This window comes from Vibrio sp. UCD-FRSSP16_30 (assembly GCF_001676025.1).
Classification (GTDB): domain Bacteria; phylum Pseudomonadota; class Gammaproteobacteria; order Enterobacterales; family Vibrionaceae; genus Vibrio.
The window spans coordinates 39,851-59,877 of sequence record NZ_LZFW01000005.1; the positions used below are offsets into that span (position 1 = coordinate 39,851).

Annotated in this window: 21 protein-coding genes; 11 read left to right on the top strand and 10 right to left on the bottom strand. The window is 42.3% G+C overall.

Features of this window, described 5'->3' with window-relative positions; translation table 11 throughout:
* Window positions 1–22: 22 nt before the first annotated feature.
* Complete coding sequence (locus A9260_RS04415) at window positions 23–991, top strand: D-2-hydroxyacid dehydrogenase (RefSeq protein ID WP_068696595.1); 969 nt, start codon at window positions 23–25, stop codon at window positions 989–991.
* A gap of 259 nt (window positions 992–1,250) precedes the next feature.
* Here A9260_RS04415 and A9260_RS04420 read toward each other — a convergent pair whose 3' ends face one another.
* The 4 genes from A9260_RS04420 to argR all read right to left on the bottom strand — a co-directional run bounded on the left by A9260_RS04420 (window position 1,251) and on the right by argR (window position 6,438).
* Window positions 1,251–1,688, bottom strand: a complete 438-nt coding sequence (locus A9260_RS04420; RefSeq protein WP_068696597.1) for a universal stress protein — start codon at window positions 1,686–1,688, stop codon at window positions 1,251–1,253.
* A 73-nt stretch (window positions 1,689–1,761) separates the two neighbouring features.
* A complete protein-coding gene (locus A9260_RS04425; RefSeq protein WP_068696599.1) occupies window positions 1,762–4,335 on the bottom strand; it encodes a TRAP transporter permease in 2,574 nt (857 codons plus the stop codon).
* Window positions 4,336–4,576: 241 nt separating this feature from the next.
* A complete protein-coding gene (locus A9260_RS04430; protein WP_068696602.1) occupies window positions 4,577–5,545 on the bottom strand; it encodes a TAXI family TRAP transporter solute-binding subunit in 969 nt (322 codons plus the stop codon).
* Between the two features lie 422 nt (window positions 5,546–5,967).
* Window positions 5,968–6,438, bottom strand: coding sequence for a transcriptional regulator ArgR (argR, locus tag A9260_RS04435; protein WP_068696706.1), 471 nt, complete (start codon window positions 6,436–6,438; stop codon window positions 5,968–5,970).
* A 292-nt stretch (window positions 6,439–6,730) separates the two neighbouring features.
* Here argR and mdh point away from each other — a divergent pair, with 292 nt between their 5' ends.
* Window positions 6,731–7,666, top strand: coding sequence for a malate dehydrogenase (gene mdh, locus A9260_RS04440; RefSeq protein WP_068696604.1), 936 nt, complete (start codon window positions 6,731–6,733; stop codon window positions 7,664–7,666).
* Window positions 7,667–7,731: 65 nt separating this feature from the next.
* Here mdh and ispB read toward each other — a convergent pair whose 3' ends face one another.
* The gene (gene ispB / locus A9260_RS04445; RefSeq protein ID WP_068696606.1) at window positions 7,732–8,703 is read right to left on the bottom strand and encodes an octaprenyl diphosphate synthase; all 972 of its coding nucleotides are present in this window, start codon (window positions 8,701–8,703) and stop codon (window positions 7,732–7,734) included.
* 269 nt (window positions 8,704–8,972) lie between these two features.
* On the opposite strand from ispB, the gene rplU reads away from it, so the two are divergent.
* The 9 genes from rplU to A9260_RS04490 all read left to right on the top strand — a co-directional run bounded on the left by rplU (window position 8,973) and on the right by A9260_RS04490 (window position 15,635).
* Window positions 8,973–9,284, top strand: coding sequence for a 50S ribosomal protein L21 (rplU, locus tag A9260_RS04450; protein WP_017029047.1), 312 nt, complete (start codon window positions 8,973–8,975; stop codon window positions 9,282–9,284).
* Between the two features lie 19 nt (window positions 9,285–9,303).
* Window positions 9,304–9,561, top strand: coding sequence for a 50S ribosomal protein L27 (gene rpmA / locus A9260_RS04455; RefSeq protein WP_017029046.1), 258 nt, complete (start codon window positions 9,304–9,306; stop codon window positions 9,559–9,561).
* 200 nt (window positions 9,562–9,761) lie between these two features.
* A complete protein-coding gene (cgtA, locus tag A9260_RS04460) occupies window positions 9,762–10,934 on the top strand; it encodes an Obg family GTPase CgtA (protein WP_068696607.1) in 1,173 nt (390 codons plus the stop codon).
* 108 nt (window positions 10,935–11,042) lie between these two features.
* The gene (locus tag A9260_RS04465) at window positions 11,043–12,101 is read left to right on the top strand and encodes an FUSC family protein (protein WP_068696609.1); all 1,059 of its coding nucleotides are present in this window, start codon (window positions 11,043–11,045) and stop codon (window positions 12,099–12,101) included.
* A gap of 117 nt (window positions 12,102–12,218) precedes the next feature.
* The gene (locus tag A9260_RS04470; protein WP_068696611.1) at window positions 12,219–12,986 is read left to right on the top strand and encodes a threonine/serine ThrE exporter family protein; all 768 of its coding nucleotides are present in this window, start codon (window positions 12,219–12,221) and stop codon (window positions 12,984–12,986) included.
* Window positions 12,983–13,459 (top strand): threonine/serine exporter family protein, encoded by a 477-nt coding sequence (locus A9260_RS04475; RefSeq protein ID WP_068696613.1) that lies wholly within the window; start codon window positions 12,983–12,985, stop codon window positions 13,457–13,459. The genes A9260_RS04470 and A9260_RS04475 overlap by 4 nt, the downstream gene beginning before the upstream one ends.
* A 10-nt stretch (window positions 13,460–13,469) precedes the next feature.
* Window positions 13,470–13,955, top strand: a complete 486-nt coding sequence (gene folA, locus A9260_RS04480) for a type 3 dihydrofolate reductase (RefSeq protein ID WP_068696615.1) — start codon at window positions 13,470–13,472, stop codon at window positions 13,953–13,955.
* 68 nt (window positions 13,956–14,023) lie between these two features.
* The gene (locus A9260_RS04485) at window positions 14,024–14,968 is read left to right on the top strand and encodes a LysR family transcriptional regulator (RefSeq protein WP_068696617.1); all 945 of its coding nucleotides are present in this window, start codon (window positions 14,024–14,026) and stop codon (window positions 14,966–14,968) included.
* A gap of 118 nt (window positions 14,969–15,086) precedes the next feature.
* Window positions 15,087–15,635 (top strand): porin family protein, encoded by a 549-nt coding sequence (locus tag A9260_RS04490; protein WP_231892567.1) that lies wholly within the window; start codon window positions 15,087–15,089, stop codon window positions 15,633–15,635.
* A 15-nt stretch (window positions 15,636–15,650) separates the two neighbouring features.
* On the opposite strand, the gene apaH is transcribed toward A9260_RS04490, so the two are convergent.
* The 5 genes from apaH to surA are packed head-to-tail and all read right to left on the bottom strand — an operon-like array spanning window position 15,651 to window position 19,999.
* The gene (gene apaH, locus A9260_RS04495) at window positions 15,651–16,454 is read right to left on the bottom strand and encodes a bis(5'-nucleosyl)-tetraphosphatase (symmetrical) ApaH (protein WP_068696620.1); all 804 of its coding nucleotides are present in this window, start codon (window positions 16,452–16,454) and stop codon (window positions 15,651–15,653) included.
* Window positions 16,455–16,469: 15 nt separating this feature from the next.
* Window positions 16,470–16,850: a Co2+/Mg2+ efflux protein ApaG gene (apaG, locus tag A9260_RS04500; protein ID WP_068696622.1), complete on the bottom strand. Its 381-nt coding sequence runs from the start codon at window positions 16,848–16,850 to the stop codon at window positions 16,470–16,472.
* A gap of 56 nt (window positions 16,851–16,906) precedes the next feature.
* On the bottom strand, window positions 16,907–17,716 hold the full coding sequence (rsmA, locus tag A9260_RS04505; RefSeq protein ID WP_068696624.1) for a 16S rRNA (adenine(1518)-N(6)/adenine(1519)-N(6))-dimethyltransferase RsmA: 810 nt from the start codon (window positions 17,714–17,716) through the stop codon (window positions 16,907–16,909).
* Window positions 17,713–18,699, bottom strand: coding sequence for a 4-hydroxythreonine-4-phosphate dehydrogenase PdxA (pdxA, locus tag A9260_RS04510; protein WP_068696626.1), 987 nt, complete (start codon window positions 18,697–18,699; stop codon window positions 17,713–17,715). The genes rsmA and pdxA overlap by 4 nt, the downstream gene beginning before the upstream one ends.
* Entirely contained in the window at window positions 18,689–19,999 is a 1,311-nt protein-coding gene (gene surA, locus A9260_RS04515; RefSeq protein ID WP_068696628.1) for a peptidylprolyl isomerase SurA, read from the bottom strand. The genes pdxA and surA overlap by 11 nt, the downstream gene beginning before the upstream one ends.
* Window positions 20,000–20,027 lie beyond the last annotated feature (28 nt).

Genomic DNA, 20,027 nt, shown 5'->3' on the forward strand with positions numbered 1-20,027 from the left:
GCTAAAATACTAAGGATTACGCATGTCATCATCTCTACCTAAGGTTGTCTTTTTAGATAAGGCAACCATTCCTGCGCATATTGAATTTCGAGAATTAAACTTCCCGCATCAGTGGGTGGAGTATGATTATACCTCCCCTGAGCAACTCGCCGAGCGACTGCAAGACGCTGATATTGTGATTAGCAATAAAGTACAGCTTAATGCTCAGATGTTAAGCCAGTATCCGAAAATTAAGCTGATCGCGGTGTCTGCGACAGGAACCAATAATGTCGATTTAGAGTATTGCCGCACGCAAAATATTGCAGTGTGTAATATTCAAGGATATGCAACTCGCTCAGTACCAGAGCACGCTATCAGCATGATCTTTGCTTTAAAACGCAACCTGTTTGCTTATCACCAAGATATAGCTAATGGGGTTTGGCAGCACGATAAACAGTTTTGCTTTTTTACCCATCCTATTACCGATGTCGCAGAGTCAACCATTGCGATTGTTGGCAGTGGTAACTTAGGTGAGGGGGTTGCCACGCTTTCTCGTGCATTGGGCATGCAAGTGATTTTTGCCGAGCGCAAAGGATGTGGTGATGTTCGTGAGGGTTATGTCTCGTTTGAAAGTGCGCTACAACAAGCTGATATTGTGACGCTACATTGCCCTTTGACTGATGCCACCACTGATCTCATTGCCGCAAAAGAGTTAGCACTCATGAAGCCTACTGCAATATTAATCAATGCCGGCAGAGGTGGGTTGGTTAATGAATCTGATTTAGTTGAAGCGTTAAAGTCGGCTCAAATTGCCGGTGCGGGTGTGGATGTTTTCACTCAAGAACCTGCTGATGAGTCCAATCCGCTACTTGCCAATATTAGTTTGCCTAATTTATTGCTCACCCCACATGTAGCTTGGGGGAGTGACTCGGCATTAACGAGTTTAGTAAATATATTATTAAATAATATAGAGCACTTCATGCAAGGAAAATCATTAAACCGAGTTGTTTAGCTAGGGTGAATGCATAAGCCAATCATGACCATCATCTCCACAAGACGCCGTGAAATCATCCATGATGGCTTCAAGTGGTATCCATGCCACAAATCAATGCCACAAATCCATACAAAAAAGCTAGTTCCTATAATGCACATGATGTTGTTCAAAGAACGTTCGTGATCTCACCCTGATTGTTCAGCCAGTTCATTTCTTCTTAATAAAAAAGGGCAGCTAGTGTTAGTACTAGCTGCCCTTTTTATTATCTGTATATGGCTTAACCTTGTGGCTTAATCACCAGTACATTAACAGGAGAGTTATGCACTACTTTGGTTGCCACTGAACCTAGTACAACATTATCAATTTTAGAGCGCTTATGACTTGGCATCACAATCAGGTCTGCACCTAGTTTTTCGGCATAATCGATAATCGTAGAGTAAGGTTTACCTTCGGCAATATGTATATGGTAAACCAACTCAGGGTCGATAAGCTTATCTGCAAAGTCGCGTAATTGCGCCTCAACATCTTTCTTCATATCTTGCACGGCATCTTTAGGAAAATAAGTCGCAACCATAGACATGTGAATTCCAGGTAATACGTTAAGCAAATGCAGTTGTGCGTGGCTTTGTTTGGCATGCCACACAGCCGCTTTTAATGCTTTATCGCAGAACCCTTTTTCGTTGAGGTCTACGGGAACTAAGATCTGTTTGTACATGGAAAGTGCTCTTCATATTTCAGTCATGCCATTGCCCCATACTGTGAGGTATGGGGCATTGAGCCAAATCAAACTATGCGACGATAGACTCTCTTGCGATGCGACGTTTTTGATTTATGACCATTAAAATGACTAATAGCAATGCTGGAATAAAGACTAATTCTTTCATCGGGCGTTCAGCCTTTTGAATGATATGTTTTATTTGCCAATCAAAATCAATACCAGAGGCTTCTGCTGGGCTACCAAATTCCACCATATCGATAATGACTTTATCAGCACTTTTTGACAGCATTAATCCCATTGATGAAATACGATCTTCTGCGGTGGTTGCGTCATCATCAAAAGGTAAGCGAACCGTCTTACTCATGAACTTACCGTCTAGAGTTTCACCTTCCACTCGCATCTCTAGTGGTTGGCCAATAGGCATGTCTTGCACCACCGTTGATATCTGCGTTGCCGGTACTTCAATCTTAGCGGGATAGACTTGATCCCACCAAAAACCAGGGCGGAAGAAGGTAAAGGTCAGCAATAATAACGCGATGGTTTCCCACCATTTATTCTTGGTAAACCACCATCCTTGTGTCGCAGCCGAAAAGAGCAACATTGCAGTTGTCGCAGATAAAACCGTCAGTAATAAATGCCACCAACTGTCTATTCCCATCATCAATAATTGGGTATTGAACACGAACATAAACGGCAAGATTGCGGTTCGTATGTCATAGGTAAAACCTTGAATACCGGTTCTAATTGGGTCTGATTTAGCAATTGCCGCTGCGGCAAAAGCGGCTAAACCTACTGGCGGTGTATCGTCGGCTAAAATACCAAAATAGAATACAAATAGATGCACCGCGATAAGCGGTATAATCAGTCCGTGGGCGGCACCTAGCGTAACAATCACTGGAGCCATCAATGTTGATACCACGATATAGTTTGCCGTTGTTGGCAACCCCATTCCTAGTACTAAGCTAATGATCGCTGTAAACAGTAACATCATGATAATGTTGCCACCGGAAATGAACTGCACAAAGTCTGTCATAACCAAACCAATTCCGGTGAGGGTCACCACACCAACCACGGTGCCGGCCGCCGCCGTTGCAACGCCAATGCCTATCATGTTCCTTGCGCCAGAAACCAGTGCTTCCAGTAAGTCATTAACGCCTAATTTAAAGGCTGCCATTGTATTATTTTGTTTATTAAACAGATCCATGAGTGGACGTTGGGTCAACAAAATAAAGATCATAAATACCGTTGCCCAAAATGCCGATAGCCCCGGAGAGAAGCGTTCCACAGTTAGGCACCATACTAAGACCACGATAGGAAGTAGGAAATGCAGTCCCGATTTGACGGTCGGTCCGACATCGGGGATTTCGGTCAGCTCAGGATCCATTTCTGCATGTTCCTGATAGCGAGAAGAAACCCGAACGAGAGCAACATAACAAAGCAGTAAAATAACGGTTACAACAGAGGTTGCTGCATCGCCAAATACACCTTTAGTCCAGCCAATTCCGTAATATACCACCGCACTAATCACGCATAAGCCAAGAATGGTACCGGTAAAGGAAAGTAGGCTTTGCAACTTAGTTGGAGTATGACGACGAGGCAGACCTTGCATACCTGCTTTACACGCCTCTAAGTGCACAATATAGATAAGCGCAATATAGGAGATAAGAGCCGGTAGTAGCGCCGCTTTAATCACTTCTACATAAGAGATCCCGACATATTCAACCATCAAAAAGGCAGCCGCGCCCATAATGGGAGGAGTCAACTGACCATTGGTGGATGCAGCCACTTCTACTGCGCCCGCTTTTGTACCAGGAAATCCCACTCGCTTCATCAGTGGAATAGTAAAGGTACCAGTGGTTACAACATTGGCAATTGAGGAACCCGAAACTAAGCCTGAAAGTCCAGAAGCGACAACCGCAGCTTTGGCTGGTCCTCCGCGCATATGGCCCAATAAAGAAAAGGCGACTTTAATAAAGTAAGCACCTGCTCCGGCACGCTCTAGCATTGCTCCGAATAGTACAAATAGAAAGACAAAAGAGGTTGAAACCCCTAACGCAATCCCAAATACGCCTTCTGTCGTTAGCCACAGATGGGACATTGCTTTGTTTAAGCTTGCGCCTTTGTGAGCAATAACGTCTGGCATATGTGGGCCAGCAAAGGTGTAGGTAAGGAATATCGCCGCAACCACCATCAGAGGTGGACCTAATGCACGGCGTGTTGCTTCGAGTAGTAACACCATTCCTATTACGGCACTGACAACGTCAAGAGAGGTTGGTGCCCCAGAGCGGCCTGCTAACTGGGTGTAAAATAGATAAATGTAAGCGGCCGCTAAACTGCCTGATATTGCCAAGAACCAATCAATAGCGGGAATCCTATCTCGCGGCGATCTTTTCATCGCAGGATAAGCAGTAAAAGCAAGGAAGATAGCAAACGCAAGGTGAATAGATCGCGCTTCAGTATCGTTTAAAATGGCAAAATTGAAAATAAATGGCAGTGGTGAGGCGTACCATAGCTGAAATAGTGACCAGCATAATGGTACAAACCAGAGAATTTTCCCCGGTATTCCGGCAGGGTTTCGTGCTCCTGTTTCGGACTGAGCGACAATATCTTGCGCTTCTTGAGCTGGAGTTGTTGAATGTGTCATTAGTGTATCCTAATTCTGTTGACGCGATACTTGGATAGCTGCAAAGGGATTGCTGTTAATTACTGAGCGGCTTTAAGCCAAGCTAAAATACTAACTAAAAGTGTTGCCATAGAGAGGGGTGCTACCAAAAAGTGGTAAGCAAGAAAGCCCCAATGAAAATTGGGTTTAGCTAGTGGGGATAAGCTCCCCATTTCTACAAGTCAGTGAAAAAGGAGGCAAGTTGCCTCCTTTTATATTTGGTCTATTTAAGTAGACCGACTTCTCTGTAGTATTTTTCTGCACCAGGGTGAAGAGGAATAGAGATGCCGTCTTTAACCATATTTTCTTTTTTAAGGTTAGCGAAGGCTGGGTGTAAACGTTTAAAGGTATTGAAGTTCTCAAATACAGCTTTAGCAACGGTATAGGCGACTTCATCAGAAACGTCTGATGTTGTTACCATTGTTGCCGCTACACCAAAGCTTTTCACGTCTTGGTCTGTGCCACGGTACATGCCAGCAGGAACTGTGCTAAATGCGTAGTAAGGATTATCCGCTACGATTTTATCAATTTCAGGACCAGTTGCTGGGACCAGTTTAGCGTCACAAGAAGTGGTTGCTTCTTTGATTGATCCGTTTGGATGACCAACCATATAGATGAACGCATCAATTTTATTATCACAAAGGGCTTGTGAACGCTCAGAACCTTTAAGTTCAGAAGCTAGCTTGAAGCTGTCATTTGTCCATCCCAAGGCGTCCATGACCACACCCATTGTTGCGCGGTCACCAGAACCTGGGTTACCGATATTGACTCGTTTGCCGGCTAAATCAGTCACATTGTTTATGCCAGCATCTTGACGTGCAATGATGTTAAAAGGTTCGGTATGAAGAGAGAACACAGCACGCAGTTTTTTGTATGGGCCTTGCTCTGAAAACTTGCTGGTTCCGTTGTAACCATGGAACTGCCAGTCAGACTGCACAATACCAAAATCAAGCTCGCCTGAACGAAGTGTATTTACGTTGTAAATTGAACCACCAGTTGATTCAACTGAGCAACGTACATTGTGATCATTGCGATCTTTGTTCACTAATTTACATATTGCGCCACCTGTAGGGTAGTAAACACCCGTTACAGAACCAGTACCAATAGTAATGAACTCTTGAGCTGAAACTACGCCAGCACCCATAATGGTTGCGGCAATTGCACCTACTTTAATTACTTTCTTAAATGCCATGATGTTGCTTCCTTATGTCCATGATCATACCAACAGCCTTCTTTGTGCTGTTGAGGTTTCCTGTATGGAAACGGCATCTTTTTCAATTGGATCTGTCACCTACAAAACTGCTATGTATCTGATCTCATTGAATCTTTAAGCTTAGTGAGATTGTTATAGGAACGGTTAGTATTCCATCAGTAGTGAAGGGCAAAACGTTGAAAAAGTGACTGGATCATATCAAAAAACAATGCGAAATAGGGTGCGTATATCAATTGATGCATAGGAAATTAATCACTTATATGATCGAATAAATATGATTGAGTGATTAATGTGTTTTAAAACAATAAGTTAGAGGGTTTTGGCGGTGAGGTGGTATTTTTCTGAGCTGTGATCGCAATCACAGCCTAAGAATTAGGCTGTGATAAGGAGATTATCAAGGTTTATCCGGCGTATTCGAATAGGTCGCAGACTGACTCAAACAGTTGTTTTGTATCAATATCTAAGGTTGGAGTGATGAAAATAGTATCGTCTCCGGCAACAACGCCAAGGATACCTTCAGACTTACCAAGAGAGTCGAGTAGGCGAGCAATAAGTTGAGCACCAGCTGGGCCAGTATGAATAACAACAAGCGCGTTGTTGTAATCAATATCTAAAACAAGCTCACGTAGCGAGCTTGAAACAGTCGGTACTCCAAGTTCTGCTGGAAGACAGTAAACCATTTCCATTTTTGCATTACGTGTACGAACTGCACCAAACTTAGTGAGCATGCGAGAGACTTTAGATTGGTTGATATTATCAAACCCTTCTAGTTTTAGCGCCTCAACGATTTCGCTCTGTGAGCCGAAACGTTCTTGTTTCAAAAGAGATTTGAATTCGCGGACTAAACGGTCCTGTTTTTCGCTGTTTCGCATGACTTGTTCCACATATAATTGGTTTTGATTTTTATCAGAGACCAGTATCCCATTAATAGAGTGTCTCATATAACGTTCTTATACCCAAGCGGTCGAGCGATGAGTCGAGAAAAACGAGCGACTTAGTGTGTCAATTCGTGATGAAGGGCTGTGAATGCAATGAATCAGCCTTGGATGAGTGAGTAAGGTCGCAAAGGTGGCGTTACACATTTGTAAATGCAAAGTAAATATTATAATTTCGGAACAATATAAACGGAACTTGAATGACCCTATTTTTTCCAAGGAGAACACAATGAAAGTCGCTGTTATCGGAGCCGCTGGTGGTATTGGACAAGCACTCGCTCTACTACTTAAAAATAATCTTCCTGCTGGATCAGATCTAGCTCTTTATGATATTGCACCAGTTACTCCTGGTGTGGCAGCTGATCTTGATCATATCCCAACGCCAGTCTCTGTTACCGGTTTTGCAGGCCCAGATCCAACGCCAGCTCTAGAAGGCGCAGATGTCGTACTTATTTCCGCCGGCGTTGCACGTAAACCTGGTATGGATCGTGAAGATCTATTCAACGTTAATGCAGGCATTGTTAAGTCTTTAGCGGAAAGAATTGCTGTTGTATGTCCAACAGCATGTATTGGCATCATTACTAACCCTGTGAATACGACAGTCGCAATTGCTGCTGACGTTCTTAAAAAGGCAGGCGTTTATGATAAGCGTCGCTTGTTTGGTGTAACTACTCTGGATGTGATTCGTTCAGAAACATTTATTGGCCAGCTAAGAGGTTTGGATCCGACTAAACTAGATGTCCCAGTAATTGGCGGACACTCTGGCGTGACTATTTTACCTTTGCTATCACAGGTGGAAGGCGTTGAGTTTACTGATGAAGAAGTGTCGTCTCTAACGACTCGAATTCAGAATGCAGGTACCGAAGTTGTTGAGGCTAAAGCGGGTGGCGGTAGCGCTACGTTGTCTATGGGACAAGCAGCCTGTCGTTTCGGTCTGTCTTTAGTCAAAGCACTTCAAGGTGAAGCCAATATTGTTGAGTGTGCTTACGTTGAAGGTAATGGTGAGCATAGCCGTTTCTTCGCACAGCCAGTTAAGCTTGGCAAAGAAGGTGTTGAAGAGGTATTGGGTTATGGTGTACTTAGCGACTTCGAACGTGCCGCATTAGACGATATGCTTGAAACCCTTAGCGCTGATATTAGTAAAGGTGAAGAGTTCGCAAAATAGCATCAATGGCTATTGGTTCGATCGAATAAATGAAAGGCGGATCATCATGATCCGCCTTTTTTATTCTATTTATTACGCTTGACGGCCAAATGAGCTAATGCTTCAAGCGCCTGCTTCTCTGGTGAATCAGGTAAGATGGCTAGGGCTGCAATAGCCTTATCCGCTTCTTGGTTAGCCACTTGGGTGGTGTACTCTAAAGAGCCTGTTTCATGCATAGCCGCTAAGATATCACTTAGACGGTCCATACCATTGGCTTTCTCGATAGCTTCAACAATCATCTGTTGTTGCTCAGTAGAGCCATGCTGCATGGCGTACAGTAACGGGAGGGTAGGTTTACCTTCGGCAAGATCATCACCCACGTTTTTCCCCATCTCTTTGCCATCGGCAGTGTAATCTAATACATCATCGACCAATTGGAATGCCGTCCCTAGGTGTCGGCCATAGTTTTGCATAGCCGTTTCTATTTCAGGACTTGCATCCGTTAATATTGCAGCAAGTTGCGAGGCAGATTCAAACAAGCGAGCAGTTTTTGAATAAATGACCTGCATATAGCTTTCTTCAGTGGTAGAAGCATCGTTACAGTTCATTAACTGCTGTACTTCACCTTCGGCAATTACGTTTACAGCTTCACTCATCAACTCAAGGATCCTTATTGATCCTAAGCTAGTCATCATTTGAAAAGAGCGGGTGTAAATGTAATCACCGACAAGTACGCTAGCGGCATTGCCAAAAGCAGCATTGGCCGTTTCTTTGCCTCGTCGCATATCCGATTCGTCAACAACATCATCATGTAGCAAGGTAGCAGTGTGGATAAACTCAATAAATGCAGCTGCGGTAATATGGCCTTCTCCTGAATAGCCTAAAGCACGAGCTGAAAGAAGCGTTATGAGAGGGCGTAGACGTTTACCACCGCCACTGACAATGTAATAGCCTAATTGATTAATTAGAGCGACTTCAGATGTCAGTTGAGCGTGAATAGTTTGGTCCACTTTTGCCATGTCGTCAGCAGTAAGAGCCTGGATAGCATTAAAGTCCATGATACTTCCGGTTTTGAGTTGCTACTACGCAGTAGCTAAAATGATAATTAATGTCGAATTTTACACTAAAAAACGTTGCCAAATACAGCTGTAAAAGGCATCATTCTCACACTTTTATGTGGCGATTATCTTTTCGCCTATTTTTTTAAAATATGGCTTGTTTTATGTGATGCGTTCACGTAGAATCTGCGCCCTATTGATGAATTAGTTAGCGCACACCCGATATGCTAAAATTAAGCAAAGGCTGTGCGGAAAAAGCGGAGTAAAATATGTACGCTGTTTTCCAATCTGGTGGTAAACAACACCGTGTAAGCGAAGGCCAAACTCTTCGTTTAGAGAAATTGGACGTTGAAACTGGTGCAACTGTTGAGTTTGACTCAGTTCTTATGATCGCTAACGGTGAAGAAATCACTGTTGGTGCACCTCTTGTTGAAGGTGGCAAAGTTGTAGCTGAAGTGGTTAAGCACGGTCGTGGCGATAAAGTAAAAATCGTTAAATTCCGTCGTCGTAAGCACTCTCGTAAGCAACAAGGTCATCGTCAGTGGTTCACTGAAGTGAAGATCACTGGCATCAACGCTTAAGTATTAGGAGAGTTTAACAATGGCACACAAAAAAGCTGGTGGTTCTACTCGTAACGGTCGCGATTCAGAAAGCAAACGTCTTGGCGTTAAGCGTTTTGGTGGCGAATCAGTTCTAGCGGGTAACATCATCGTTCGTCAACGTGGTACTAAATTCCACGCTGGTAACAACGTTGGTATCGGTAAAGACCATACTCTTTTCGCTCTTACTGAAGGTAAAGTGAAATTTGAAGTTAAAGGTCCTAAGAACCGTAAATTCGTTAGCATCGACTCTGAGTAATTAATACTTAGTTTCAAGCTGAATTCAAAAGCCCTGCCGATTCGGCGGGGTTTTTTATTTGTAGGATACTAGGTTTCTTAGCCCTAGGCCCTTAGTGAATGATTATCTAGGGCCTATAGCCAAGAATCCCAGATCCTGTTTAGATTTGGATCTGCTAAAGTTGATCCAGACGGGATATTCACACCAATACGGAGTGAGAAATGAAATTCGTAGATGAAGCAACAGTAAAAATAGAAGCAGGCGATGGCGGTAACGGCATTGTCAGTTTCTGGCGTGAAAAATTTATTACTAAAGGCGGCCCTGACGGCGGCGATGGCGGCGACGGTGGCGATGTTTACCTTGAAGCTGACGAGAACCTAAATACTCTTATTGATTACCGTTTCCAACGTTTCTATGCCGCTGATCGTGGTGAGAATGGTCGCGGTGGTAACTGTACTGGTAAGCGTGGTAAAGATCTTACATTGAAAGTACCTGTTGGTACTCGTGCTGTTGATATTCACACCAATGAAGTTGTTGGTGAAGTTGCAGAGCATGGCAAGAAAGTAATGATTGGTAAAGGTGGCTGGCATGGCTTGGGTAACACCCGCTTTAAGTCATCGGTTAACCGTGCACCTCGTCAAAAAACAATGGGTACTAAAGGTGAAGTTCGTGAACTTCGTTTAGAGCTACTATTGTTAGCTGATGTTGGCATGCTTGGTCTGCCAAATGCTGGTAAATCAACTTTCATTCGTTCAGTTTCTGCTGCGAAACCAAAAGTAGCGGATTATCCATTTACGACTCTTATCCCAAGCTTGGGTGTAGTGAGTGTGGTTCCAGAAAAGAGCTTCGTTGTTGCTGATATTCCAGGACTTATTGAAGGTGCAGCTGATGGCGCCGGTCTTGGTATTCGTTTCTTGAAGCACTTGGAACGTTGTCGTGTATTGCTGCATGTTATTGATATCATGCCAGTTGACGAAAGTGATCCTGTCCAAAATGCACTAACCATCATTGATGAGCTAGAGCAATACAGTGAAAAACTTGCAGGTAAACCTCGCTGGTTAGTATTCAACAAAGTTGATCTTATGCCAGAAGATGAAGCCAATGAAGTGATCCAACAGATCGTTGATGCGCTTGGTTGGGAAGAGCAATACTTTAAGATTTCAGCAATCAATAAGTTTGGTACTAAAGAGCTATGCTACAAATTAGCCGACTTCATGGAAGCACTACCTCGTCACGCTGAAGAAATTGAAGAAGAAGATAAAGTCGACTTTATGTGGGATGACTACCATAAAGATGCGATGTCTGGCAGCAATGTTATCACTGAAGAAGGTGATGATGACTGGGATGACGACGACGATGAAGATGATGGTCACGTCATCTACGTTCGTGATTAATCTCATCAGTAGACAATGAATTGATTTTTAAACATAATAAAAAGAGCCCGAATTATTTCTGGCTCTTTTTTTGTGCGTTGTATAGCCTCATCTCAAGGATCTGAGATTATGAATCTAAACCAAAAGATCTCCAATCTTGAAGCGTTTATCTTTTCTAAATACCGTATTGTTCATGGCATTCGTATTGCGGTGGCTTTTGTATTAACACTGATCGTGACGTCTTTCTTTGATCTACCCGAACGATCGTGGATCCTAATTACATTATTTGTGGTGATTGGCCCGATGTCTTATCTAGGGAATGTTATACCTAGAGCTTGGCATCGAGTATTAGGGACGTTAATTGGTGCAGCCTCAGGGATATTAGGTATCGCAATAAGTCAGCACTCTATGGTGCTGATGTATGTTTGGTGCTCTGTTGTTATTTTCTTGAGTGGTTACTTTGCTTTAGGTAAAAGGCCCTATGTTGGCATACTGATTGGTATTACTTTGGGGGTCACTTTAGGTGCCTCAAATGCCGATATTCATGTTGCTATTTGGCGGGGATTTGATGTTGTTATTGGTTGTGTCATTGCAGTCTTGTTTTGCCTCATTCACCCCCAGAGAGCCTTTATACACTGGCGTTTAAGGATGGTGAGTACCTTAACCAATATCTCTAAACTATATCATCTTTCTTATTCTCTCAATGTGTTAGAAAAACCAAGTTTAGAGCCTTTTCGAAGTACGATAATCAAAGAAATGAACGTCATTAATACCTTGGTTTCACCTTCGATAAAAGAGACCAAACTGAAGCGTCAATTGCTTGATGCCATTAATATTCAGATACGGAACTTAGTCAATATTATCGAGTTATTGAATCACTCATACTGGAGTGATAGAGAAAGCCATTTAAATATGCTCTGGTCTAAGTCTTTAAATAGTTGCCAAAAACAGATTGAACAAGAGCTGCTAGATCTCGCCTATTTAGTTGAAAAAGGTGAGGTTCGAGGAGGATTAAAAATTGATGGATCCGATGAAATTACGCGTGAATTAAAAGACAATATTGCAGAACTAGGTGGTGATGAGTCTAATATTTATGGCTATGTTTGGTTGAATCTTAAATTGATCGAAGATTTAGGCGACTTGAAACGATTGTTGATTTTCGCTCTAAATTTATCGCATAAGCAGTAACCGTGTTGAACTTTAAAATTCGTTTGTTTTCAATCAACTTAATTTGAGATATGGGTATTGTTTTACATGCAAACCCAATAGAATATTGACTTTATTTTAAGCTGTTTTAAGAAAAGAATGGAATCTAAACAACGCGCTATATCCCGCCTTATTGCTCAAGCCGGGCAAATGTTACATGCGCATGGTGCTGAAAGCGCTCTGATTGGCGGCATCATGCAACGTATTGGTTTAGCCTGCGGTATGGATGAGGTTGAAGTCTCCCTTTCTGCAAGTTCATTAGTCATCACAACTGTAACTGATGAACACTGCATGACCACAACTCGTCGTTGTCCCGACCGAGGGATTAACATGAAAGTGGTGACGGAAGTTCAGCGAGTCTGCATCATGCTTGAAAAAGGCATTTTAGACCATGAGTTAGCCCAACAGAAACTAGATAAGATCACTCCTGAACGATATAACCGTTGGTTAGTCGTATTTATGATTGGTTTATCTTGCGCTGCATTTAGTCACCTTGCAGGAGGTAATAATGCAGTCTTCGTGATGACATTTGTTGCTTCTGCCATTGGGATGATTGTGAGACAAGAGATAGGTCATCGTCACTTTAATCCGCTGCTTAACTTCGCTACAACAGCCTTTGTAACTACCTTTATTTCAGCTCAAGCCGTGGTCTTTGAAATTGGTAATGATCCCAACTTAGTCATGGCATCATCAGTACTGATGCTGGTTCCTGGATTTCCTTTGATTAATGCAGTAGCCGATGTCCTCAAAGGCTACATTAATATGGGTATCGCTCGTTTTGTTATGGGGAGTTTGTTAACGCTTGCCACTTGTTTGGGGATCGTTGCTGTCAGTGGTGTGTTAGGTCTATTTGGAGTTGCACTATGAATGAGTTTCTTTCGCTGTTGCTTGGCCTTATTGATGATATGTTCTTTGCTGCGATTCCTGCGGTGGGTTTTGCATTGGTTTTTAATGTACCCACTAGCGCGTTAAAATATTGCGCATTAGGAGGTGCTATCGGTCATGGCTCTCGCTATTTGTTACTGCATTTTGGCGTCCCTATTGAATGGGCTACGTTATTTGCTGCCACTCTTGTTGGTTTTATAGGCGTTGCTTGGTCGCATCGCTTTTTAGCCCACCCTAAAGTATTTACCATTGCCGCAATGATCCCTATGGTTCCGGGGGTGTATGCCTTTAATGCCATGATTGCTATGGTAGAAATAAATCAAGCAGGCTATAGCCATGTACTATTTGCTAGCTTGATAGAGAATTTTTTAACTGCAATGTTTATTATTGCAGGGCTTGCAATCGGGCTGGCAATGCCCGGATTGTTTATTTATCGTCGTCGTCCTATTGTTTAAAGGTACATCAATGATCATCAGTATGATTGCCGCTATGGCTAACAACCGTGTTATCGGTAAAGATAATCAAATGCCATGGCATTTACCCGCAGATTTTATCTGGTTTAAGAAGTGCACTATGGGTAAACCCGTCATTATGGGTAGAAAAACTTATGAATCGATAGGTCGCCCGTTGCCTGGCCGCCATAACCTTGTCATTAGTCGAGATGCTAATTTAAGCATTGAAGGTGTGACGACGGTGACTTCTATTGAGTCGGCATTAGCGCTTGTATCTGATGAGCAAGAAGTGATGATTATTGGTGGCGGTTCTATTTATGAGCGCTGTTTATCACTTGCAGATAAGCTTTATCTTACTCATATCGATCTGGAAGTGGATGGTGATACGCAGTTTCCTGATTGGGGAGAGGATTGGACACAAACCCATAGTGAGCATTATTCTGCGGATGAAAAAAATGCGTACTCAATGGAATTTATTGTTTTGGATAAGCAGAAATAGTCGCTATTTGACTCATACCAATCAGAGATTTACTACGATTGGTATCATTATTAACGGTTGGGATATTGATGGCAAAAGATCGGTTTAGCAATTTAGATCTTAATTTATTAAAGACGCTTGTTGTGCTATTTCAAGAGCTCAATATGCGTAAAGCATCAACACGCCTTAATGTCACCCAACCTGCAATAAGCCAAGCACTGCAAAAGTTGCGTTACCATTTTGATGATGAGCTATTTGTTAAAGTTCGCTCAGGGTTAGAACCAACGAGCTTTACTGTGGAGTTGATTGAAAGAATCACGCCACATATTGATGGTTTAGCTCAAGCAGTAAATAGCTTAAATGAGTTTAACCCTCAATATCTTGATCATAATGTCAGCATTATCTGTACCTCAGTTGTTGAGTCCTCGCTTATTGGAAGGCTTTATGAGCGAGTAAGGGAGCTTGCTCCTAGTTTGCAATTGGAGTTTGCAAGTTGGGGGGAGGACTCTTTACAACAGTTGATTAAAGGAACTTCATTGCTGGCCATTGGCTATGAAAATAAGGATTTTAAAGAGGTTTATAGTCAGCGGTTACTTGATATCGATGGCGTTCTTATTGTAAGAAAAGATCATCCGTTATCAGGAAGAGTTATTGAGCTAGAAGAGCTACAAGGTGCTGAATTTGCATCATTTGTCACTAAGGGCTGGAATGATAATCGGGTTGTTATAGCCGATGTTTTAGCTAAGCAGAACATCAATATTCAAGTAGGTGTTCGGTCTGAGTTACTTTACCCTGTCATTGATATAGTCAGGCGCAGTGATGCAATCATGGCCCATTCAACTATTTTCCCTTTCTTAGCCTTTCCTGAATTAACCCCGCTAAAGGTCAATGTAGATCGCTCTGTTACCAAAGTGCCTTTATATATTCACTATCATGTCAAAGATAGGAATAACCCATTAATTAAATGGTTGATCAATATTATAAGTTCGGAATTGAAACAGCAGATAGCTGATAACAAATGCTTATTAGACTAATAAGATCTTCTTAATTCTACTTATTATTCAGCTTACCTATACTTCTCATCAATCCAGACACAAGACGCTTATTTAATCGTTACAGATGTAGCGTCGAACTTTATTGATGAGACTTAAAATGAACAAATTTACTACTTTAGTTGCAAGCACTGTACTTCTTTCATTCTCAGTATTAGCGGATGATGCTGCAGTTATTAAGCAAGAAGCGAATGGACACCGAATTGGTGTTGGCTTTGCAACAACCAAGGATGTAACTCATGATGACCTTAGCCTAGGTAATGGATTGAAACTAGAATATGGCTATGAGTTTAATAATATTATTGGCGTGAATTTTTCTTATTCTGGTTTTAGTGATAGCTATTCAGAGCAAGGTATTACACTAAAAGTAGAAGGCTCAACCTTTAAGCTTGATACGGATATCGGTTACACATTCCATTTTGACCGCTTCTCTATTAAACCGTATGGTGCAATTGGTGTGGTTAAACTCAATGAAGAATGGAATTTATATGGTGAGAAAGACGATTTTGATGACACTACGCTATTCTTGGGTGTAGGTGCAAGAGCGACACTCGATCAGCATTATTATGCCGATATGCGTATTGAAGGCTTTTCTACTGACTACGCAGATTATGGTCAATTCTCACTCACGTTTGGTTATCGCTTTTAGAGCTGACTATTTTAATTACAGCGCTGCTTGAATAAAGTAGCGCTTGTCTTCCCAGCGTAACATCGTCATATGGTTTCCCCATACACAGCCTGTATCTAGCCCAATCACATCATCAGACTCTATCCCCATTAGAGCAGCCCAATGCCCAAAAATGGCCTGCTTGGGTAATGTTTGCCTTTGCTTTAATTCAAACCAAGGTATTAATGTACTTTTATCTTCTTGCTCTGGAGGAAGTTTGCTTGCCATATCAAGGCGACCATCATGATAGCAATAGCGCATGCGAGTGAGTGCATTGATATTAAAGCGCAAGCGAGCCATACCTTGTAGATAAGGACTCCAGATATCGGGAGCGTTTCCGTACATCTCTTTGATTAACGATTGCCAGTTATCACCGGATAACACCGATTCTACTTCTTGAGCCGCTTGTCTTGCTTGTTGCAATGTCCATAGGGGATAAATACCTGCATGGCTCATGACAAACTCTGGATGCTCGACTAACAATGGTTGCTGTCTTAACCAGTCAATGATGTCACTGCAATCGTCGGCGTCAAAAATAGCTTGTGTCTTATCTTTAGGGTTCACTCGATGAAGACCTAAGTAAACACCAATAAGGTGCAGATCATGATTACCTAATACTACTTTGACTGAATCACCTAAAGAGCGAATAAAGCGTAAAGATTCTAGTGACTTAGGACCTCTAGCAACCAGATCGCCGGCTATCCATAAAGTATCTTTTTGTGAATCAAAGGAGACTTGCTCTAGCAATAAAAGGAGTTCATCCAAGCATCCTTGGATATCTCCAACAAGATAGTTGGACAAATAAATAGCCTCTGGTTAGTTGATGATATTTGGAATCGAAAGGTTAAAGGGAGCGACTTGGGCATTAAAGAGCGCACCATCTTTGGTTTGCATAACATAATGGCCCTGCATAACCCCGACCGGCGTTTCTAAGGCTGAACCACTGGTATAAGTGTAATCATCATTGGCTGCAATTGTGGGTTTTTCTCCAACAACACCATCACCTTCAACCGTAATTTGCTTGCCATTACCATCGGTGATTAGCCAGTATCGAGAAAGGAGTTGTACGGGGTGTTGGCTGAGGTTTCTTATCGTAATCATGTAGGCAAATACATAGTGACCGTTATCAGGCTCTGACTGGGCCTCTATGTATTTGGTTTGTACATGACATTTGATACAAGGTTGACTGACGTCCATGTGGCCTCCTTGTTAAGGTCTGTGACCTTAGTGCATTAGTTATTAGTTATTAGTTATTAGTTATTATGATGGTCCGCTAACCAGTTGGCCATATCGACAAATTGTTTCAGAGTCAGATTTTCTGGGCGCATACCTGGGTTGATATCCAGTTGCTCCATAACTTCTGTGCTGACCAATGAACGATAGCAGTTACGAATGGTTTTACGGCGTTGGTTAAATCCATCACGACATACTCTGTCTAGCCATTTTAGGTCTTTAGCAGGGTAAGGTAGGACTTCATACGGCATTAGTCGAACCACGGCAGAATCCACTTTCGGTGGTGGAATAAATGCAGTCGGTGGAACTTCTAGAACCGGCATAACTTTACAGTAATATTGCGCCATCACAGTAAGACGGCCATAAGCTTTAGTGCCAGGACCTGCAGCAAGACGGTTAACCACTTCTTTTTGCAGCATAAAGTGCATATCTTCAATGTCTTTATGGAACTCAAAAAGGTGGAACATCAGCGGCGTAGAGATGTTGTATGGCAAGTTACCAAAAATACGTAACTTATTATTTGGCTTCACTAGTTGGGTGAAGTCAAAACGCATCGCATCACCTTCGTGAATTGTTAGCTTTTCACTCAAGTCTGGATGGTTGCGTAAACGCTCGGCTAAATCTCTGTCTAATTCAATAACGGTTAGCTTATCAACGAGTTTACCCACTGGCTCCGTAATTGCTCCCAAACCTGGGCCAATCTCAACCAAGTTTTGGCCTGGTCTTGGGTTAATAGATGAAACGATACCGTCAATAATATACGGGTCGTGTAGAAAGTTTTGACCAAAACGTTTGCGCGCTTTGTGTCCTAAGTGGACATCGTTACTCATTGTTTTTTCTCAACTAATTCAATCGCGTGGGAAAGTGCAGTTTGGAAACTTCCTGTATCCACATTGCCTGTGCCGGCCAAATCTAAGGCTGTGCCATGGTCGACAGAGGTTCTTATAAAGGGTAGACCTAAAGTAATGTTCACGGAGTGTCCAAAGCCTTTATATTTTAGCACTGGAAGTACTTGATCGTGATACATACCTAAAATCACATCTGCATCTTGCAGATATTTGTGATTAAAAATGGTGTCAGCAGGTAATGGACCAACAATATCCATGCCTTGCGCTCTTAGTTTGTCTAGAGTAGGAGAGATAGTTTGAATCTCTTCTTGTCCTAAACAACCATCTTCTCCTGCATGAGGATTTAATCCGCAGACATAAATACGAGGCTTCGGCAGGGCAAATTTTGTGACCATATCTTTATGCAAAATTTGCATAATTTGCTCAATTCTTTCTTCAGTTACGGCTTTTGATACATAAGCTAAAGGAATATGAGTGGTAACCAGTGCTACTTTTAGACCTTCCGTAGCGAGCATCATTACCACCATAGGGGTATTGGATTGCTCAGCAAAAAACTCAGTGTGACCACTAAATGCCACACCAGCTCGGTTAATCACCCCTTTGTGTACGGGGCCGGTAACTATAGCGTCAAACTCATCATTCATACAGCCTTGAGCTGCTCTTTCTAGAGTTTTTAATACATAGTGTCCGTTGGCTTCGTTAAGTTGCCCTATTACCGTTTGTTCCGCTAAGGGAATATGCTCTACGAGTAATGTTCCTTTGCGTTGCGGAGTTAGCTTAGTCTCTGCATTGTAATTAATTAGCTCGACGTCAATACCAAGGTGCAATGCTCGCTGCTCTAGCATATTTTTATCAGCACAGATTACCAATTGATGAGGGTAATCACTACTGACTAGTGATAGCGCTAGATCTGGGCCAACACCTGCAGGTTCGCCTGCGGTGATGATGATTCGTTTACAGGTCATTTTCAGCCTCTTCATCATCTTGTTGATCCAGTCTTTCGATAAAGGCGCTGGCTCTTAGTTCTTGCATCCAAGCACTGGTTTCTTCATTAAACTTACGGTTAAACAAGATTCTGTAAGCTTTGTTATTCATCGCGCTATCAGTGCGGTCAACTTGGCGACGGTCAAGAACTTCGACAATATGCCAACCATGTACGGTTTCAAATGGTTCACTGATTTGACCGACAGGTAAGGTTTCAACTTGATGTTTAAACTCTGGAACGTAAAGGTCTGGTGTTTGATAGCCGAGTTCACCATCGCGGGCCGCAGAGCCTGTATCGGCACTATATTGGCGAGCTAACTCACCAAATGTGGCTTCGCCAGCATTGATTTTACGAATAAAATCAGTGAGCTCTCGTTTTGCACCATCATCACTTAAAATAACAGATGTTTTAATTAGGATATGACGTGCATTAACTTCTGTAACGGCAACGGTTTTTAGACCTTGAACATCATTGATCTTTAGAATGTGGAAACCAACGCCACTGCGGAAAGGGCCAATAATGGCATCTTTACCTTGGGTGGTGATTTGGTCGGCAAAGATAGTTGGCATTTCTTCTTTATGCATCCAACCCCACTCACCGCCATCTAATGCTTTTGGCCCTTTAGAGTAGGCAATGGCAAGATCATCAAACTTATCGCCGTTTTTAAGTCTTTCTACTAACTGGTTCGCTTTATCTTCAATTTCAGCTTTAGATTGTTCATCATTAAAACGAAGCTGAATATGGGAAATATTATAATTAACGTTTTTATTGGATTCTTGCGCAAGCATTCCCGCTAGAGTTTCAACTTCAGCTGGAAGGATATTGATGCGACGGCGAACCAAAGCGTTACGAGCTTCTGATATGGCAACCTCAGTACGAATTTGCTCTCTAAATTCCGTATAGCTTAGCCCTTGAGCTTTAACGCTGGCCATGAGTTGAGCTTGGCTTTGTTTGTTTTTCTCAGCAATGCTTTTGATGGCTTGATCAAGACGATTATCATCAATTCTTACGCCAATTCTTTTCGCTTCTTGAGATTGCAATTTATCCATAATCAATTTATCGATAACTTGCTCTTTTAGAACACTGGCCTCAGGAAGCGCTTGGTTATTCTCTTGAGTGTGGAGTTTTAGCGTTTTCGTTGCACCATCAATGTCGCTTTGTAAAATTACGCCATCGTTAACGATTACAACTACTCTGTCTAATTCAACCGGTGCTGCCATAGTCATAGCAGGAACCAAGATTAGGATCATCGAAGCAATGAGTCGTTTAAACTTATTCATTAGTTTTCCAATACATCTTATGAGTCAC

What these genes read in the sequence shown, in the direction of transcription:
- A9260_RS04420 (WP_068696597.1), bottom strand. Translation starts at nt 1,688, where the DNA reads ATGTACAAACAGATCTTAGTTCCCGTAGACCTCAACGAAAAAGGGTTC.
- rplU (WP_017029047.1), top strand. Translation starts at nt 8,973, where the DNA reads ATGTACGCTGTTTTCCAATCTGGTGGTAAACAACACCGTGTAAGCGAA.
- A9260_RS04470 (WP_068696611.1), top strand. Translation starts at nt 12,219, where the DNA reads ATGGAATCTAAACAACGCGCTATATCCCGCCTTATTGCTCAAGCCGGG.
- A9260_RS04485 (WP_068696617.1), top strand. Translation starts at nt 14,024, where the DNA reads ATGGCAAAAGATCGGTTTAGCAATTTAGATCTTAATTTATTAAAGACG.
- A9260_RS04425 (WP_068696599.1), bottom strand. Translation starts at nt 4,335, where the DNA reads ATGACACATTCAACAACTCCAGCTCAAGAAGCGCAAGATATTGTCGCT.
- argR (WP_068696706.1), bottom strand. Translation starts at nt 6,438, where the DNA reads ATGCGAAACAGCGAAAAACAGGACCGTTTAGTCCGCGAATTCAAATCT.
- A9260_RS04465 (WP_068696609.1), top strand. Translation starts at nt 11,043, where the DNA reads ATGAATCTAAACCAAAAGATCTCCAATCTTGAAGCGTTTATCTTTTCT.
- folA (WP_068696615.1), top strand. Translation starts at nt 13,470, where the DNA reads ATGATCATCAGTATGATTGCCGCTATGGCTAACAACCGTGTTATCGGT.
- ispB (WP_068696606.1), bottom strand. Translation starts at nt 8,703, where the DNA reads ATGGACTTTAATGCTATCCAGGCTCTTACTGCTGACGACATGGCAAAA.
- rsmA (WP_068696624.1), bottom strand. Translation starts at nt 17,716, where the DNA reads ATGAGTAACGATGTCCACTTAGGACACAAAGCGCGCAAACGTTTTGGT.
- surA (WP_068696628.1), bottom strand. Translation starts at nt 19,999, where the DNA reads ATGAATAAGTTTAAACGACTCATTGCTTCGATGATCCTAATCTTGGTT.
- cgtA (WP_068696607.1), top strand. Translation starts at nt 9,762, where the DNA reads ATGAAATTCGTAGATGAAGCAACAGTAAAAATAGAAGCAGGCGATGGC.
- A9260_RS04430 (WP_068696602.1), bottom strand. Translation starts at nt 5,545, where the DNA reads ATGGCATTTAAGAAAGTAATTAAAGTAGGTGCAATTGCCGCAACCATT.
- A9260_RS04415 (WP_068696595.1), top strand. Translation starts at nt 23, where the DNA reads ATGTCATCATCTCTACCTAAGGTTGTCTTTTTAGATAAGGCAACCATT.
- A9260_RS04475 (WP_068696613.1), top strand. Translation starts at nt 12,983, where the DNA reads ATGAATGAGTTTCTTTCGCTGTTGCTTGGCCTTATTGATGATATGTTC.
- rpmA (WP_017029046.1), top strand. Translation starts at nt 9,304, where the DNA reads ATGGCACACAAAAAAGCTGGTGGTTCTACTCGTAACGGTCGCGATTCA.
- mdh (WP_068696604.1), top strand. Translation starts at nt 6,731, where the DNA reads ATGAAAGTCGCTGTTATCGGAGCCGCTGGTGGTATTGGACAAGCACTC.
- pdxA (WP_068696626.1), bottom strand. Translation starts at nt 18,699, where the DNA reads ATGACCTGTAAACGAATCATCATCACCGCAGGCGAACCTGCAGGTGTT.
- A9260_RS04490 (WP_231892567.1), top strand. Translation starts at nt 15,087, where the DNA reads ATGAACAAATTTACTACTTTAGTTGCAAGCACTGTACTTCTTTCATTC.
- apaG (WP_068696622.1), bottom strand. Translation starts at nt 16,850, where the DNA reads ATGGACGTCAGTCAACCTTGTATCAAATGTCATGTACAAACCAAATAC.